Below are 18,025 nucleotides of genomic sequence, written 5' to 3'. Positions count from 1 at the left end.
AAAAATGAAAAGTATAATGAATACGGATTGGTTAAATCAGGAAGAATATCCTTTCCATTCTAATTTTATTGAATCCAGATATGGAAAAATCCACTACATTGATGAGGGAGAAGGTGAGGTCCTTTTGTTTGTGCATGGTAATCCCAACTGGTCTTTTGGATATCGTGAACTTATTAAACACTTTAGCAAAACACACCGTTGTATCGCAATTGATCATATTGGATTTGGGCTTTCAGATAAGCCATATCAGGTATCTTACCTTCCGCAGTTTCATGCTGAAAATTTAGAATCCGTTATCTCTGCACTTAAGCTGAATGATATCACCCTGATAATTCATGATTGGGGTGGCCCGATAGGAATGGATTATGCACAGAATCATCCTGATAATATAAGAAGGTTTATTGTCTTCAACAGCTGGTTTTGGTCAGTCAAAGATGATAAAACCCTGAGTGGTTTTAGTAAATTTATGGGATCAGCTTTGGGAAGGAATCTCTGCAGATATTTTAACTTCTTTCCGAAGGTATTAATGAAGATGGATCTCGGAGATAAAAAAAACTATTCAAAAGCTATTCATCAGCATTATGTTAAGCCATTCCCTTATGCTAAAACCAGAAAAGGAACCTGGATTTTCCCGAGATCCTTCCTGGCTGAAGATGAATGGTTGAGTAGCTTATGGAATAAAAGAGACCGAATCAAGGAGCTTCCTGTACTATTACTATGGGGAATGAAAGATAAAGCCTTTCCGGAACCTTTCCTTGCCAAATGGGGTAGTGTGTTTCAAAATAACATCAAAGTAAAATTTGATTACAGCGGACACAATTCACCTGAAGAAATTGGTAAGGATGCCATAAAATATGTGCAGGGTTTTCTGAAAGCTTAATCATAGTACAAAAGAAGTGAGTAATAATATTGGCACTATGCTCTATACTTTTTCTCTACTGCACTTTTTTACAATCTAAAAGAATTCAGAGAGTATTGGAAAACTATTCAAAAGGAGAGACGGTTTTGGTAATTATCAGTGCATTCCACAAAAATGATATCAATGAAATAGCCAATGATCCTAAAAATGATCCCACCAATTTCGTTAAAAAATACCGTTCCATATTTGGAGCGGGAAGAGGTGTTTCCTGGCCATTAGAAAAGACATTTAATGACAAAAACAGAATTCCGACAACCTCTGCCAAGCAATGGGCAAAAGATAATATTGACTGGGAATCTTATCAATAATAAATTACTTGTTAACACATTACTTAAAAGTATTTTATAAACTCTGCAAACTATTGTATTGCAAACTTATTGCAATTTAGCCTTACCGGAACAATAACTCTTTATTTGCCAGTGTTTGTCTTGTAAAGAACAAAAAAACGAAATCAAATAACTCAGCTCAATTTAAAATTCATAACAATTTCGCATTTTTGTTAAATGAAAACCTTTAGTGATTTAACAACCTATAATAAATATCTTAATCTTACTGAACCTTTGCATCCAATGATGGATAGTAGAGTATGTAAACAGGCGATCCCGAATTTTCCACAGTCGAGTGACGAGATACAGGTAAATCTCTTCAAAATTTCATTAAAGAAAAATTTTACCGGAGACATCAATTACGGAAATAGTAAATATTATACCGAGAATGGGTTAATGCTTTTTAGTGAACCGGGACAGGTTGTTTCCTGGGACAGCCTGACTTTCTGGGACGGTTATGCGTTTGTCTTTCATCCTGATCTGATCAGACAAAATCCAATTGCAGCCAAGATCCATCAGTACAAATATTTCAGCTATGAGATTAATGATGCTTTATTTATGACAGCGGAGGAAGAAGAGATTATCACCTGGCTTTTTACAAGAATACATATAGAGCTGCTTGAAAATAAAGTTAATGCAAACATCAATATTATTCTTTCACTATTAAATGTTGTTCTTTCATATGCAGATGCTTTTTATGAAAGACAATTTAAAAACAAAGCAACAAAGGCTGTTTCGGTTTCTTCAAAGTTAAAAAGCTTACTGCAAAACCGTTATAAAGATTTATCAAAACCTGTTTCTGGTTTTCCTACTGTTTCATCTGTTGCCGAAGAGCTTAACATGTCTTCTAACTATCTTACAGACCTTATGCGTGCAGAAACCGGGAAAAGTACAATCAGTTTTATTCAGGAGTTTATGATTGAGCAGGCTGAAATTTTATTACTTCAGACAGATATGAATATTAGCGATGTGGCTTATCAATTGGGTTTTACAAACGTTCCATATTTCTCAAGATTTTTTAAAAATATCAAAGGCATCTCACCAACAGAAATCAGAAATCAGAGAAAAATATAAGATATTCCCCGATTTGTGTTAAAAATCCAGTGTTTGTACAATTAATTTTGAACAGACAAAAAAATGTTTTTAAGATTACATCATTTAAAATTATTACTATGATTTTTACTACACAAAAAATAAGTGAGAGCTACTGGAAAGTAACAATAGATAATCCTCCGGTAAATATTTTCGACCCTGAATTTTCTGTCCAATTAAGAGAATTAATGAGTGAATTGGAAGCCAATGAAAATCTGAAGGTTGTGGTGTTCGAAAGTGCAAATCCGGATTTCTATGTGGCACACGCAGAATTGATCAATATTTTTGAATTTCCAAAAGGCACCGGAGAAACTGGACTGTCTATTTCCTGGCCGGATGTTGCCAAGCGTCTTGAGCAGGCTCCGTTTGTAAGTATTGCATCTATCAGAGGACGGGCAAGAGGTCTTGGAAGTGAATTTATTCAGGCTTTTGATATGCGTTTTGCAAGCAAGGAAAAAGCATTCTTTGCACAGCCGGAAATAGGAATTGGTTCGTTCCCCGGAGGTGGTGGATTAGAGCGATTACATCTTCTTACCGGTAAAGCCAGAGCTTTGGAAATTATCCTGAGTGGTGATGATTTTGATGCGGAAACAGCCGCAGATTACGGCTGGATTAACAGGGCTTTTCCAGATAATGAATTGGATGCATTTGTAGAAAATCTGGCAAATAGGATTGCTTCTTTCGATAAGAAAATTATTACAAGCATAAAATCTATTATGAATGAAAGGGTAATTATTCCGAGAAATGAGCACATAATGGAAACCCAAACCAAATTTTTTGCTTCCCTTACAGAGCCGGAAGCCAGAGGCAGAATCAAAAATCTGCTGGATCAGGGATTACAGACGTATGGTGATGTTGAATTAAACTTAGGTAAATATTTATAATGAAAGCAATTATATTGAAAGCAACTGGAGATGTTGACCAATTGGAATACATAGAACTCCCGATTCCTGAGATTAGTTCGGATGAAGTTTTGATAAAAGTAAAAGCCATTAGTATCAATCCTGTAGATACAAAAACAAGAAAAGGAGAAGGGATGTATGGTCTGATGAAAAAAGATGATCCTCTTGTTTTGGGGTGGGATATTTCGGGTATTGTGGAGAAAAGCAGCAGCCCGGATTTTAAAACCGGAGATGAGGTTTTTGCAATGGTCAATTTTCCGGGAAATGGTAATGCATATGCAGAATATGTTGCTGCACCTGCTTCTCAACTAGCTATTAAACCTAAAAATATTTCCTTTGAAGAAACTGCTGTTTCAACTTTAGCGGCACTAACGGCTTGGCAGGCATTAGTCGTTAACGGGAAAGTTCAAAAAAAGCAGAATGTACTCATTCATGCTGCTTCCGGAGGAGTAGGACATTTCGCAGTACAGCTTGCAAAATATTTGGGAGCAACAGTTACCGGAACATCATCTGAAAAAAATAAAGACTTCGTATTGAGTTTAGGAGTAGACCATTATATCGATTATCATACTTATGATTGGTCTAAACAAAAACCTGAATATGATTTTGTTTTGGATACTATTGGAGGGAATAATATTGATCATTCGACTGAGGTCACTAAATCGGGTGGAACTATCATAAGTATTCCCACGGGACTGAATGAAGAAATTATAGAAAAAGTTAAATCAAAAGGTATAAACGGCTATTTCATTTTGGTAAGATCCAACGGTGAACATATGAAAGAAATTGCATCTCTTTTAGAAAGTGGAGCTATTAAACCACATATCTCTAAAATATTTTCTTTTGAAGAAATGAAAGAAGCACATCTTCAATTAGAGTCGGGTAGGACGGTTGGTAAAGTGGTTGTGGTTATTCCTTAAGTAAATTATATCAGATGGGAATCGAACCTGTTAATTATAAATGTGGAAAGTTCTATATTACAGGTCCAACCTGGACAGAGCAAATCATTAAATATTAATTAGTATCATTTTACCCTTGTTGAAAGTTTATAAATTCTGATATTTCAATAGTAACTGAAATATATTATTTCTGTGTCCTGAATAATCTTATTCGGTCAAATATTCGACAGTCATTATCCATGGTTTAGTCTGATTCCATCTCTTCTAATCGCCTGAAAGATTAACTCTTTCGGGCTAAGATTTTTTGCCATATATAATCTGGGATCTTTTTTCATAATTCTTTTACGCTCATATAGAACGCAAATACCCTTTTTCAAACCGCTGCATTTCTGTAAAATGTATACAACAACCGTGGATTTGTATTATCTCCCTCAATACTGTTATGGCCATCTTTGCATCAGTATGTTGAAGCAATGGATATTTTACATTAATCAACCAATTTTTAACCATTAAATTTTATAGCAATGAAAACATTAAAAATCTTATTCGTATTGATGCTGGCTTTTGCCGGTAGAACATTCGCACAGGACAAAGCGGATGCCATATTGGGAAAATGGGAGTCTGACAAAAAAGATGTGAAGATGGAAATCTTTAAACAAGGTGACAAATATTATGGCAGATACCTTTGGGGCAACCAGATTGTTGAGAAAGATGGAGTGACCTCTAAAAAAGACACCAAAAATCCGGATGTAAAACTCCGCTCGAGAGATTTGATAGGAATTATCAGCCTCACAGGACTTATATGGGACGGAGAAGAGTATGTGGACGGTAAGATATACAATGCGCCAAGCGGAGACACTTACAAATGTAAAGCCTGGGTCAAAGATGGGAAGATGAATCTTCGTGGCTTTATGGGAGTGTCATTGCTTGGAAAGACAGCAACATTCCACAGAATTAAGTAAAAATTTTAAGATTAATTCAAATTATGGAATCGTCATTGGTAGAATCCGGAAGTAAGGCTAATGAAGAAAGGCGGTTCCATATATTCATAGAAAATAGATTTACATGAAAATCAAAACACTGATAATCAAATTTTTATCACTTCGTGATTCGGCGGTTTTGGGAATACCCTGAGTTTGAAAATGTAGAGAAATCAATTTTTGTATGATGAGCTCGAGAATATGGCTCAGTTTGCTATTGAAAACAGCTGGTAGTGGGGAATTATTGAAAAGGACGGGCGCTTTGAAGTATTTTTAAAAAATATTTCGTTTTATAATAATAGAACCTTACAGACTTTTTAGTTTGTGAGGTTTTATTATTTAATTTTTGATCAAAATCAAAGGAATTTCTACAAAAGCATAATGGATTTGTATACAACAATAGTGGATTTGTCTTATCAGATGATCTTAATAAATCAGAACTTTGTACCAATAAAAATCAATACTATGAGTAAAGTAGCATTAGTAACAGGAGCTTCTTCCGGAATGGGAGAAATTACAGCCGTTTTATTAAGTCAAAAAGGATATAAGGTGTATGGCGCTGCCAGAAGAACAGATAAAATGAAATCTCTGGAAGCGAAAGGTGTTTCGGTAATTTCACTTGACCTGACCAAAGACGAGAGCATTGTCGACTGTGTCAATACGATACTTCAGAAAGAAGGTAAAATCGATATCCTCATCAATAATGCAGGCTACGGTTCTTACGGAGCTGTGGAGGATGTCTCTATTGAAGAAGCAAAAAGACAGTTCGAGGTCAATATATTTGGCTTGGCACGTCTTACCCAGTTGATTCTTCCTTCTATGAGAAAACAGCATTTTGGTCGCATTGTCAATATTTCATCCATTGGCGGGAAAATCTATACACCTTACGGAGCCTGGTATCACGCCACAAAACATGCTTTGGAAGGCTGGTCAGACTGTCTGAGAATCGAGACCAAACCTTTCGGGATTGATGTGGTAATTGTAGAACCGGGCGGAATCAAGACTGAATGGGGAAGCATTGCGGCAGATAACCTCAAGACAACATCAGGCAGCGGAGCGTATGCGGCAGGAGCTAATAAAACCGCTGATAACATGAAGCAAATGTACACTTCCGGGAAAAACCTTTCCGAGCCCGAATTGCTGGCTAAAGAAATTGTGAAGGCAGCAACAGTAGCAAAACCTAAAACCCGCTATGCCAAAGGATATTTCGCAGGTCCTGTATTGTGGATGCGTAAATATTTCAGTGACAGGATGTTTGATAGCATGATTACAAAAATGGCTTAGGCCGTTTCTTCTTTCCGAGTTGTTTGTATTTTGTTTAAATTTAAAAAGGAGAATTATGAAAGCTATTCTGATAGGAGCTTCCGGAGCCACTGGTAAAGAATTGCTGAACCGGCTTTTAGATAATGATGCTTTTGATGAGGTCGTGGCACTCGTTCGGAAACCATTGCCGGTGAAGAACCAAAAATTGCAAACGATAATCGTAGATTTTGAAGAAAGCTGGCAATGGAAAGATGTCGTTCACGGTGATGTGGCATTTTCCTGTCTGGGAACGACTGTTAGAAATGTGGGAAGCAAGAAGAACCAACACAGGGTGGATTATGATTATCAGTATGAATTTGGCAAAATCGCAAAAGCTAATAAAATACCCTATTTTATATTGGTCTCCTCATCTACAGCGAATTACAAATCGCCGATCTTTTACTCAAGGATGAAGGGTGAGCTGGAGAAAGCTATTACAGAATTGAAATTTAAAAATCTTGTGGTTTTCCGCCCCGGTCCTTTGATCCGCCCAAATACTGATCGAATTGGAGAAAGAATAGGGGTTAATGTCATTTGCTTTTTTAATAAATTAGGACTTTTCAGAAAAATGAAACCGTTGCCGGTGAGTGACCTTGCTGATTTGATGCTGGATTATGCATTAAACCCCGCAGAACGCTTAGATATATTGGAATCAGGTAGAATTTTGAACGAAATACAATTAATAAAAATATAAAAATTATATTATGGAATTGATACAACACACCATCAACTGGATAAAAGGTGAATTGTTTGAAGCCAAACTCATCGTAGCATTCGGCATTATAACAATAATGGCAGTTTTTCTTTTTTGGAAAACAGGTACTACACCTAATGCAAAAGCTTTGTTCATTCCTTTACTCGTTGCGGGGGCAATTTATTCCGCTATTGGTGGTGGCATGCTCTACTCCAACCCAAAACGTATGATGGAACTACCGCAAATCTATCAGAAAGATAAAGTGGAGTTTGCGAAACTGGAAAAAAAACGGGTAGATGATTTCCAGTATGGGTACAAAGTTTCAAAAATTGTAGCAACGGTCTTTTTCCTTGCCACCCTTCTGATATTCTGGAGCACCAGAAACCCAACGTGGATGGGCATTGGTATTGCGCTGACCTATTTCGCATTGGCAGGTCTCGTCGTAGATTATTTTTCGCAGGAAAGGGCAGATATTTATTACAAAGCGATTTTAATTGAGATACGAAAGTGATAGTTTTTTCAAAATTAAGAACTACAAAGGTAGAGAGGATCAATTCTCATATTTAATGAAGGATTCTTTTTCCAAAAACTGTAAGGCTTAAAAATATATTTAAGATTTTTAAAACTTCAAACTTATGGCCAAATACTTTAACCAAAAAATCAATAAAGTGCAACCAATTATTCATTTAAAAAGCATTTCTGAGATCAACAATTTTGTAAAAGGTGTTACGAAACATCCACTGGTTGCTGTAATTGACTTCAGCAATGTGGATGAGCTGATTGAAGAAGATATACGTGTAAGCTGTGATTTCTACTCCATTATGTTCAAAAATTACTGCGCCAATAATCTGCGTTACGGCAGGCAATCTTATGATTTTCAGGACGGAAGCCTGATTTGCATTGGACCAAGGCAGGTGCTCACGATGGACAGTGAAATTGAGAAAAAAGAAGATATGATGGGATGGGGGTTGTTTTTCCATCCGGATTTGGTTAGGGGAACCTCTCTGGGAGCGAAAATGAAAGAATTTACATTCTTCTCGTATGAATCTTCCGAAGCTCTCCATCTCTCTGATAAAGAAAAGACAACATTATTCGACTGCATACAGAAGATACAGAATGAGCTGGAAGAGAATATCGATAACTACAGCCAGAGCCTTATCGTATCCAATATAGAAGTGCTTCTGAACTATTGTACAAGATATTACGGAAGGCAATTCATTACCAGAAAAACTTCCAACCGTGATATTGTCTCGCAGGTCGAGCGTATTTTGCAGGATTATTTCAATTCTGATGCGATCAAAGAGCAAGGGCTTCCTACAGTAAGCTATCTGGCAGAAAAGATCAACCTTTCTCCAAATTATCTGAGCGACCTTCTCAAAAAAGAAACAGGAATGAACGCCAAAGACCAAATCCATTATTTTCTGGTGGAAGAAGCGAAGAATATCTTACTTGGCAGTGACAAAAGCATCAGCGAAATTGCCTATCAGCTGGGCTTTGAATATCCTCAGTACTTTAGCAAACTTTTCAAGCAGAAAACAGGCAATACACCGCAGGAGTACAGGAATTATAATTAGATAGCTGGTAGGTTTATTTTAAAGAGGAAGGTTGTTGTATCCATGGAATGTGCGAATCCGGTGGAAGCGATTTTAGGTAAAATAGCATCAGCAGAAACATTACTTGGTGTTACACTTGCATCGTAATTTGCTGTGGTATCCTCAAGGCGGAACCTCACAAAATTGGTGCCTGGGGTATATGATGATTGAGGAATAAAGCGCATACCAAAAATAATGTTTACAGCCCATTTGCCCGGGGGTAGATCAAGGTATTGTCCCGTATAAAGTACTGCACCTGTTCCTAGTCCGGTTCCTGTATTGGGGGCAACGTGAAGGTACCAGTAAAGGCTTTTATATAAAAAGGAACTGCAATCGGTTGCCATGTTGCCAGACCATTGTCATCAGTAGTTAGGACTAAATTATTTCTTTATGTTCCATCAACAAGCTTGAATCCTGCTATTGGAGCCGTGGGTGTACCTCCCGTCTCAATGTGGAGTTTCGCAGTGGGAGAGATGGTACCTATCCCCATGTTTCCTACTGTCGTAACAGCAATGTCATTTGCCTGTTGGGTGGTATTAAGGATTCCAAAAAATAGGATTTTGAGGTAAAAACATCCATAAAGAACCCAGAAAAGAGCTCTTTATGGATGTTCAATATATTTTTTATAAAATGAATGATGATTGATATGCTATTGAAATATCCTTCGCCATTTGGTCATGGTATTTTTGCTCAATCCGAAGTGTTCGGCTACCTGAAGGTTATTCATCCTATGACTCTTTTGGTAGTCAAGGATGCGAAGGATATCTGATTTATTGTAGGAACGAAGTTTTTGGTTCATCTTTTTGATATTTTGGTCCTTAGTGCCGAAAATTCTGTTGTTAAGCTCCATGATATCCATGGCGGAAAGCATTTTTTTTTCTAATATTTTTTCACATTCTGCCCTCTTATGTGGGAATTTCAGATCAATAATATCTGAATAGATTCGTTTATAATTAGGTTGATTCTGTTGTTCTATGCTGTTATTTTTCATTCTGTATAATGCTATCTTATTGTAACTATTTCTAGCCTCTCAATTTTCTATCGGAGGCAGTCATTTATTATGTTTTGTTATCCATTTGCACAAAGTGGTATAGGGAATTCCATATTCATCTGTAATTTGACGCTTGGTCTTTTCTTCCTTCCCAATCAGTTCCAAAATGAAGTCTATCATTTCCCGGGTATAGATGTTCTTTCTGAAACGGGGAAGTTTTGAACTATCGGACTCCCGGATGGAGGCAGAAGGAGGAGCATAGAGTATCAGGTGTTGGGAATAAAGTCTAAAGAAATCATATTCAAGTAACTTGCTCCATTTCAATAAGGTATTTGTGGATAGGTTTTCCTGTGCATACATTTCGTTGATTTCAGGTTCCGTACATTTCATGAAGTTGCAGATACGAGGGGCATCTATGTTGTTCTCTTTGACTCGTAGATGGATGAATTTTCCAATATGAATGTTTCTGAAATTTGAATCCATAAGTAATATTTCTTTTAAAAGGATAGGGTAAAGGACATTACCATGGTAATGTCTTGTTTGTAGTTGACAAATACCTAATGAAATTCAGTAAATGCGTTAAGCTTTTGTTGAACTGATGCTGAATGTTTGCTGTTTATCATGGTATTGATCTTCATAGCCTAAAGTGTTGTAATTGATTTTTAATTGATAGGCTTAGCCCCGTTCCGTACAATACTTTCCGGAGCTAAGTATCTATCAACTATGGAAATTGTTTCTTTTTAATCAGGACACGCCTGTGTAGTGATACGGTGCCAAGCCATGGATGGATCTCCTTCTTTAAGGGTATAGATCTTCATGCATTTATTGGTGGTATCATAGACCATCATACCTTCTACAGGAGTAGTAATGACAGGAGTTACTCCATCAGCTGCAACAGGTTGATTGGACGCATTGAACTTAACCCTGTTCGGAACAAATCCTTTGGTTTTTGCTTCCAAGGCAAGCCATCCGCCCTTTCTTACCATTGGCCAGTTATCTATGGTTCCTGCTCCAGCCCTGCCAAGAGCGGTAATACCCACTTTGGTATCTAATGCTGTACCGGCTATGATGCCCGGTTTGTAGCAAAAACTTGAGACTACTTTTGCACATATATCAAGAGGAGATATATAAGTATATTTAAGATCATTACCTCCAACAGGAGAAGAGCCATCTCCCTTAGTCCCATACGAATTCCAACCTATAAAGCCATACTTCGTGGAGTTCTCTTTAAAGTTGATGGCATGGTAGCCTCCATCTTCTACAGCAATCACCTTATCACTTAGGCTAAGCTCATTGGCAGCTGTACCATTACCCGGTATATAGGTTGGGTTAAGGCCAGTCGTATTAACAGAGCCCAACTGACCACGTAAACTGTATCCCCATCCCCATTGTTTTCCATCGGTGGTCAATACATTAATAGATGGATAATTGTTCGCATTCTCAGCTGGTGAAATCCAAGCGATATTACCTCCCAGAGATTGAGCGCCATCAGTAGCTGTTACTTCTGTCCAATTAAGTCTTGTGACAGTGTCACCAAGCCCCAGCTGCTTTTGATTATTATACCCCATAGCATAGAGCTTGCCGTTGGTTGCCAAAAGATAATAAGAACTTTCTCCTTCATTTACTCCCTCGGTCATCCCTATCATTTTTGGAGTTACTCCGGCAGGAACACTGATTTCTGTTGCATAATTAGATATAGCCCCAGAAGTATTATCATTATGGAAAGTATTATTACCCCAGGTATAAAGCTTACCATCGGAGGTTAAAACGAATTTAGTACCCAGGATGCCACGCGCTGCAACAACATTGTCCAGTGTTTGGGTAGCAGAGGTCATTACACGATGCCATTTTGAATCATTAGCCGTACTTACAACCATACCATCTCCATAAGTATATGCTGCACCTGATTGACTATAGGTCCATACTGCACCGCTACAGGTTACAATAGTTAATGTTGTTTGATTGGCACTCATCATTTTTACATTGGTAGGGCTCACTCCCGGAGGCAGACCGTCAGCTTTATTATTAACCGTCAGCTTACCAAATGTGTTGCCATTTGGAGTTCTGTATGTGTTAGCCATTCCACTATACATATTGGCACTTCCCCAAATATAAAGCCCGTCAGTAGTCAATAAATAAGAAATACCACCAGAAGTATTACCTCCTTGTAATGCTGCTTTTAAAGGGGTACCTGTATAGTTGAATCCAGCTCCCGTTGATCCTGCAGTTGGGAGTGATGTAGTCGGATCAATTTTCGTTGGTGTAAGAAGGTTTAATACAACATTGGTGTTTGAAGATGATACATTAGGCGATGTATACGGTCCCCATATATAAAACGAACCGTCTTTCTGTTTTATTATTGTACTCATCTCAGATGCTATGATATTATCATATTCTATGGTATTTGGGTCAGATGCATTCAAGTAAGTGTTATCGTTACAACCTGTTGTACAAGCTACCTCATCCACCACCGCATAGGTAATATACCTCTTTGCATTTTCTGAGTCAAAATTATAACTGTGTACCCATTTTCCGGTTGCCGCATCATAGGTTCCGTTAACGTACACTACGTTGGTTGTAAACGCTGCATCATCCGCAATGATCATTTTTACATGATCTCCACTTCCAAAACCTGCCCCGTAAGAGGAAAGGTCTGCCCCGAAGTACATCGTACTGCTAGTATTGGTACGCTGCGTCAGCCATACTCTTGGGATACGTGAACCTCCTGTATAGCCATTTATTGTAATACTGCTTAATGTAGTTGTCGTAATATTGTTATCTCCCAAAAGGAAATAAGTCTTATCATTTGCAAATCCTGTACGTGCTGTATTTTGATTCGGGTTTACAAAATCATTAGTGGTAGCCACCGTAAGTATTGCTCCCGTATTGACAGATTTAGAAACTTTCTGCTCAAAAAGACCAATATCTTCTCTTGCCACCCCGAAGATGTTGTTGTTGAAAGCCGTATTAGTTCCTCCGTTCCATACCTGGTTTCCATTGGCATCAAGATAGTGGTCAGTGTTCACACGTCCCATAGTGATACCGTATTTAATGGCAAGATAAGAATCTACTTTTCTACGTTCGGTATTGGATAAGGTGCCTGCACCATAGATAATGGTTTCCCCTATATTACCTGTAAATCCGCCATCATCTCCTCCCAGAGGGGCTATATTATTGGCTCCAAAAATGTGCCCTCCATTCACCAAACCGATTGCCGTATTGCTACCTGTAGTTCCGTTTGCAGCTCCGTTCAGTCCTTTGCTTACTGTAGTATCAGTAAATGTATTATACATTATACTTGGGGTAGTCGTGCTGTATGCAACAGCCCCCGGATTAGTAAGATATACCAATGCTCCTGTATTAGTTCTGCGTGCAACTGTTCCGTCGGCATAGAAAGCGGGGCTATCCCAGTTAGTACCGTTCATGGTTGTATTGTCTCTTCCTAAATTAAGGAATCGAGCACCTGCCATCCCTTCTTTTGTAAGAGTGAAAATATCATAATTCAAACTAGACAATGAAGAAACAGATATGTTACCAATAGCCTGGGTAGATGCCGTAAAGTTAATTCCCGGGTTGAAGTTGAAGTAATTGGATGTTCCTAATACATATTTTGGTAACGCATTGGTTCCTATCTGTGTAACGGTAGTATCGTTCCACATATCTGTCCATCCGGTTACATCTGTTCCCGTACCTGTATTTAATGCATTTTTATCAGCTCTGTACCAGTATGACAATCCACTAGCAACACCTCCCGGAGCATTTCCGAAACCTGCAAAAGTGAAGAATTGCCCGTCTGTTAATGTTACATTAGCTGTGTTATATATTACACCGTTTACGATAACTTCTGTTGCCATTGGTGTGAAAATATCGGTTCCGTCAAAAACAGTATCAGTAGATTGTACAAGGTATAAATTCTTTACTCCTTTAGGCCATGCTACTGTAACCGTTCCTACATTTCCTGTGTTCTGTGTTTTCCAGGTGGATTCGAAACGGAAATTGGCAATCCCGTTGGAGCCTGCTGTATAAGAAAGCGGTACGCTGAGACCTTGTTTCAAACCATTATCTCCTGTGATAAGGAATTGTCCTTCCGTCAAGGAATTGCTGTTGCCAAGGTTGGTGTTCGCTAATGAGCTTCCTGCACCAATGATTAGCTTCTGACCATCATTCACGCTTTGTGATTGCTTTTGGTATAGAGCAGAAGTGTTATCTCTAGCAATACCAAGGATATTGTTGTAATAATTGCTAGTTGATCCATCCCAAACCACTGTGCCTGTAGAACTCAGATAATTCCTGTTTTGTTCCTTGCTCAAGGTTTGCCCATATTTGATGGCAAGATAAGATTCTACCTTATTTATTTCTTCATCCGTTAGTTTTTCAGCAAAAACTATCATTTCATTTTGTTGTCCAATCAATTGTGCTCCTGCGTCTGCTTTTCCTACCATCAAGGCATTACGATTGACAGCGGTATTTACATTCGAGATATTGGTGGTGAACGTTTGGTGAAAACCGTTCAATGTAATATTGACGGCATTATTTCCCCCTATTCCAGTACTATTTTCCCAAGCTCCCCCCCCGATGTAAGAGCCATTGATGGTATTGGTACTTTGTGCATCAAATTCACCAATTACCGGATAGAATAAAAATTTATTTCCCGTATAATTGTACAAGCCCGGGTCATCCATTGCATTTCCTGATCCTGCAACTCCAAAACCCAATAATGATGAGTTGACACTTGTTGTGTTTCCTGCAGAGAATAATGCTCCTTTACTTCTATCCAATATATATCCTTGTGCATCTAGGGGAGCGTATTGTAACCATTTTTGGGTTCCATCATAAGTTACAGTTGGGTTGAAGTTGGCTAATGTTGCAGTATTGGAGAACTTCGGTCGATAACCTGCTGTTGACTGCTGAAGAGAGAACGGTTTGTTGTTGAACTCATTCCACTGCTGAACAGTTGCGTTATCTGCAGCTATAGTAGCTCCATCATCGGAGAATAGATTAGCATCCGCATCTGCACGGTACCAGGCAGCAGAAAATACACCGCCCGGCGCATAGGCATATCCGGCGAAGGTAAAGTACTGTCCATCTGTTAATATTACAGTAGCCGTGTTGTATACCATGCCATTTACGCTAACCTCTGTAGCCATTGATGTAAAGTTGTCGGTAGCATCAATAGTAGCATCTGAAGATTGAACAAGGTATATATTATTAACCCCTTTAGGCCAGGCAATTGTTACATTTTCTACATTTCCTGTATTCTGTACTTTCCAGATGGATTCGAAACGGGAGTTAACAGCTCCGTTAGTACCTGCTGTATATGTTAACAACGTTTTCAATTCCTGTTTCATACCATTGTCCCCTGCGATTAAGAATTGTCCTTCTGTCAGGCTATTGGTATTGGCTGCATTAGTATTGGCCAGGGAATTTCCAACTCCCATGATCAGTTTTTGACCGGAGTTCTCACTTCGAGACTGTTTCTGATATAAGGTTGAAAGATTGTCTCTGGCAATACCTAAGATATTGTTTTGGTAAGTCGTGGAAGTATTCCATACGATGTTGTTTGAGGAACTTACATAATCCCCCATGAGTGTCGTTCCCCATTTAACGGCCAAATAGGAATCTACGCGGGCTTTTTCCGATGCTGTAAGAGGAGTGGCGAATACGATGGCTTCATTCATTTGTCCATCATGACTTCCCCAGTTGGTATCACGACCTATTCTAAAGGCACGTGCCGTATTTCCGGTATTGACATTATTGAGGGTATTGTTATAAACAGATTCATTTCCATCTAACCATACTTTAGCTAAAGGATTTGCTGTTGTTGCCCCTGCAGCATTTAACCATGAAGAACCTGCTACAAAAGGTTTTTTATCTGCAAATAGATTAGTGGATAGGGTGGTATAACCACTTCCAGCCGTATAGAACAATAATTTGTCTGTCGTAGCATTGTTGGAAATATGTAAACCTGGATAATCCATGCTTTGGTCGAATCCAGCCAATCCGGCAGCACCTAGCGTATTCATTTTACCTGCGATATAGATGCTTCCTTTGGATCGGTCTATGATTTCATTTCCGCTTCCCGGATCTGCAGCCATGAAGCCTCCTTGCCCTGTTCCATGACCTGTTGAATTAAAGGTCACTGTTGGGTTGAAGTTTGCCAAGGTATTCTGGTTTGAATAGGTAGGCTGTAGAGTGTTGGTAGCCTGCACAAGGTTATAACCTGTTCCCATTTGGTCAATCCATTGATTCACTAGAGTATTGTCCAATGAGCTAATGGCGTCAGCCTTGTACCAAACCGCGGCTGCAACACCTCCTGGAGATGGAGCGGAAACATTGACCGTTAAATCACTTGAGCTGGTACAGGTACCGGTGGTAACCGTCCATCTGAATGTATATGTTCCAGAATTGATAAACCCTGTTACATTGGTATTGTATGCAGAAGGGGTTACAATAACAGGGTCCTGAGCTCCGGCTGGTTTTGAAACCAAGGTCCAAGTACCGGTAGATGCTGCACCTGGGTTGTTCCCGTTAAAAGTAGTGGCGGTTCCTACAACATTTTGTACCGATCCAGCGTTGGAACCCACTTGTGCGGATACGAATATGGAGAATGTACCCTCTAAAGAAGTTCCCGAGCAGGAATATTCCTTATCTAAGAATTGGGGGTCTCCACTTGGAACAGCCTTTATTTTGAAAACATATTCCCCTTCCTTATCCAGATTACTTATCGTAGTGGAGGTACTGGTAAGGGTAGGAGTTCCATAAACAGGATTTGCTGCTCCGGAAGGTTTGGAAACCAAAGTAAATTGGTATTTTCCAGTAAAGTCCTGTAGGTAACTGCTATTGATTACCCCCACATACACTGAGGGTAGTGGAATGGTAGCTGTTACCACTCCCGATCCCGGATAACATACTGTGGTATTGGGGACAGTCACATTCGGACGGTTGCCATCCGAAATATGAATATAAAATGGTTGTACAATGGTACAGACACCGCTTCCCACAGTGATGCCGACCTTATAGGTACCTATTTGCCATCCCCCAGCGGGTGGTGTTACCGTTACATTCCTGTTCATGGTTCCTGCCCCATTGAGAACCAATGATGGATTTCCTCCTGGTGGGGTAGTACCTGTATTGTTTGCTGTTGTGGTAATGGTTGCAGGGTCAGCAGGATTTATTTTAAAATAAAAGGTAATAGGAGTTGTTTGCCCTGCCATATTGCAGTATACGGAACCAGCGTCTGTTGATGTTCTATATGTTAGCTGCTCGGGATATGCCGTATCGAGAAAACTAATTCTATTTGGGGGTGCCCCATTATTGGTAAAGGTAATCTGTGGTGTAGTATAGGTTCCATTAGTATTGCTTACCGTTATGGTAAATACATAAGTACCTGATATATCAGCACCGTTAAAATACATTCTTTGGTTTTCTAAGGTTGCAAATGAAATATTCGCACCAGCTGGCTGACTTATGGCATTTATGGTAACCGTAGTCCCATATGCAGGATTTCCAGAGGTGTTTGGATTATTGGTTACAAACCGTGGAGAGCTGCTGCTTAGGTCGATATACGAGAATGATTGCGGAGGGAAGCAACCACTATAAGATGAATTCGTAATGATCTGGGGATTTGGGATAAACCTTACAATGGCTTCATCCTCATACCAACAGTTCGGGTTATTAATGGAGGTTATACGTAACACAGCACGATAAGCAGGGTCAATATTATGGTCTGCTTTTTTAATAAGGCTAAGGGTAGGCGTTGCCGTATTGGTATTAGCCATTGTTGCATTGGTAGTGGCTCCATCAGAAATATTATAATAGGTCCATGATGCTGTATACCCGGTAGGAATGACTCCTGCTAATGTAGTGGTACCTGTAATGGCGCTGACATTCGTAACGTCTGCTCCAGCAGTAAAGGTGGAGACGTCCCCTGGTGCCGTAATGGTTACTTGCGAGGTTGCTGTTCCTGTTGTACAATTCTGTGCAATCTGAAATACATAATTTCCAGAGTAGGTCATCCCAGTGACATTGGTATTGTAACCTGAAGGGGTGGCAATAATAGGGTCTGGCGCTCCTGAAGGCTTGGATACCAGAGTCCATAAAGGATTTCCTGAAGTACTGCCGCCCGGGCTTCCCGATAGATTGGTTGAAGTGCCGCAAATGACGGCATTGGCTCCTGCATTGACGTTGCAGTTCTGTGCCAGGATCATCATATTACCCATTATGAGGAATATGATGAAAAAGAGGGTTTGTTTTTTCATTATTTAATGGTTTTTAGTCGGATTTCCGATGAAGTGAGTGTTGTTATGTGATAACTTCATGGATATAGCT

The 18,025-nt window shown here is 39.2% G+C and carries 14 protein-coding genes; 10 read left to right on the top strand and 4 right to left on the bottom strand.

Annotation, left to right across the window (positions count from 1 at the left end; translation table 11 throughout):
* The first annotated feature begins 4 nt into the window (after nucleotides 1-4).
* The 10 genes from ACLMCG_RS02970 to ACLMCG_RS02925 all read left to right on the top strand — a co-directional run bounded on the left by ACLMCG_RS02970 (nucleotide 5) and on the right by ACLMCG_RS02925 (nucleotide 8,688).
* Nucleotides 5-880: an alpha/beta fold hydrolase gene (locus ACLMCG_RS02970; protein WP_413958731.1), complete on the top strand. Its 876-nt coding sequence runs from the start codon at nucleotides 5-7 to the stop codon at nucleotides 878-880.
* A gap of 95 nt (nucleotides 881-975) precedes the next feature.
* Nucleotides 976-1,227: a hypothetical protein gene (locus tag ACLMCG_RS02965; RefSeq protein ID WP_413958730.1), complete on the top strand. Its 252-nt coding sequence runs from the start codon at nucleotides 976-978 to the stop codon at nucleotides 1,225-1,227.
* Nucleotides 1,228-1,422: 195 nt separating this feature from the next.
* A complete protein-coding gene (locus ACLMCG_RS02960; RefSeq protein ID WP_413958729.1) occupies nucleotides 1,423-2,319 on the top strand; it encodes a helix-turn-helix domain-containing protein in 897 nt (298 codons plus the stop codon).
* Between the two features lie 98 nt (nucleotides 2,320-2,417).
* Nucleotides 2,418-3,221: an enoyl-CoA hydratase/isomerase family protein gene (locus tag ACLMCG_RS02955; RefSeq protein ID WP_223598796.1), complete on the top strand. Its 804-nt coding sequence runs from the start codon at nucleotides 2,418-2,420 to the stop codon at nucleotides 3,219-3,221.
* Complete coding sequence (locus tag ACLMCG_RS02950; RefSeq protein WP_413958728.1) at nucleotides 3,221-4,159, top strand: NADP-dependent oxidoreductase; 939 nt, start codon at nucleotides 3,221-3,223, stop codon at nucleotides 4,157-4,159. Before ACLMCG_RS02955 ends, ACLMCG_RS02950 begins: the two co-directional genes overlap by 1 nt.
* Nucleotides 4,160-4,662: 503 nt before the next feature.
* Nucleotides 4,663-5,100, top strand: coding sequence for a DUF2147 domain-containing protein (locus ACLMCG_RS02945; protein WP_223598794.1), 438 nt, complete (start codon nucleotides 4,663-4,665; stop codon nucleotides 5,098-5,100).
* A gap of 483 nt (nucleotides 5,101-5,583) precedes the next feature.
* The gene (locus tag ACLMCG_RS02940) at nucleotides 5,584-6,402 is read left to right on the top strand and encodes an oxidoreductase (RefSeq protein WP_413958727.1); all 819 of its coding nucleotides are present in this window, start codon (nucleotides 5,584-5,586) and stop codon (nucleotides 6,400-6,402) included.
* A gap of 55 nt (nucleotides 6,403-6,457) precedes the next feature.
* Nucleotides 6,458-7,114 carry an NAD(P)H-binding protein gene (locus ACLMCG_RS02935; RefSeq protein ID WP_413958726.1) on the top strand — a complete coding sequence of 219 codons (657 nt, stop codon included), beginning with the start codon at nucleotides 6,458-6,460 and terminating at the stop codon, nucleotides 7,112-7,114.
* A gap of 16 nt (nucleotides 7,115-7,130) precedes the next feature.
* The gene (locus ACLMCG_RS02930; protein ID WP_413958725.1) at nucleotides 7,131-7,625 is read left to right on the top strand and encodes a hypothetical protein; all 495 of its coding nucleotides are present in this window, start codon (nucleotides 7,131-7,133) and stop codon (nucleotides 7,623-7,625) included.
* Between the two features lie 124 nt (nucleotides 7,626-7,749).
* On the top strand, nucleotides 7,750-8,688 hold the full coding sequence (locus tag ACLMCG_RS02925) for a helix-turn-helix domain-containing protein (protein ID WP_413958724.1): 939 nt from the start codon (nucleotides 7,750-7,752) through the stop codon (nucleotides 8,686-8,688).
* On the opposite strand, the gene ACLMCG_RS02920 is transcribed toward ACLMCG_RS02925, so the two are convergent.
* The 4 genes from ACLMCG_RS02920 to ACLMCG_RS02905 form a co-directional block, all read right to left on the bottom strand.
* On the bottom strand, nucleotides 8,685-9,050 hold the full coding sequence (locus ACLMCG_RS02920) for a hypothetical protein (protein ID WP_413958723.1): 366 nt from the start codon (nucleotides 9,048-9,050) through the stop codon (nucleotides 8,685-8,687). The two genes, ACLMCG_RS02925 and ACLMCG_RS02920, sit on opposite strands and share 4 nt — an antisense overlap.
* A 305-nt stretch (nucleotides 9,051-9,355) precedes the next feature.
* Complete coding sequence (locus ACLMCG_RS02915; RefSeq protein ID WP_413958722.1) at nucleotides 9,356-9,697, bottom strand: helix-turn-helix domain-containing protein; 342 nt, start codon at nucleotides 9,695-9,697, stop codon at nucleotides 9,356-9,358.
* 60 nt (nucleotides 9,698-9,757) lie between these two features.
* Nucleotides 9,758-10,180 (bottom strand): transposase, encoded by a 423-nt coding sequence (locus ACLMCG_RS02910; protein ID WP_413958721.1) that lies wholly within the window; start codon nucleotides 10,178-10,180, stop codon nucleotides 9,758-9,760.
* A gap of 257 nt (nucleotides 10,181-10,437) precedes the next feature.
* A complete protein-coding gene (locus ACLMCG_RS02905; RefSeq protein ID WP_413958720.1) occupies nucleotides 10,438-17,955 on the bottom strand; it encodes a hypothetical protein in 7,518 nt (2,505 codons plus the stop codon).
* Between the last annotated feature and the right edge of the window lie 70 nt (nucleotides 17,956-18,025).

It is taken from the genome of Chryseobacterium sp. S90 (genome assembly GCF_047444895.1).
Taxonomy (GTDB): Bacteria; Bacteroidota; Bacteroidia; order Flavobacteriales; family Weeksellaceae; genus Chryseobacterium.
The sequence above is the reverse complement of the archived record's forward strand: the minus strand, read 5'-3'. Positions and strand labels throughout refer to the sequence as shown.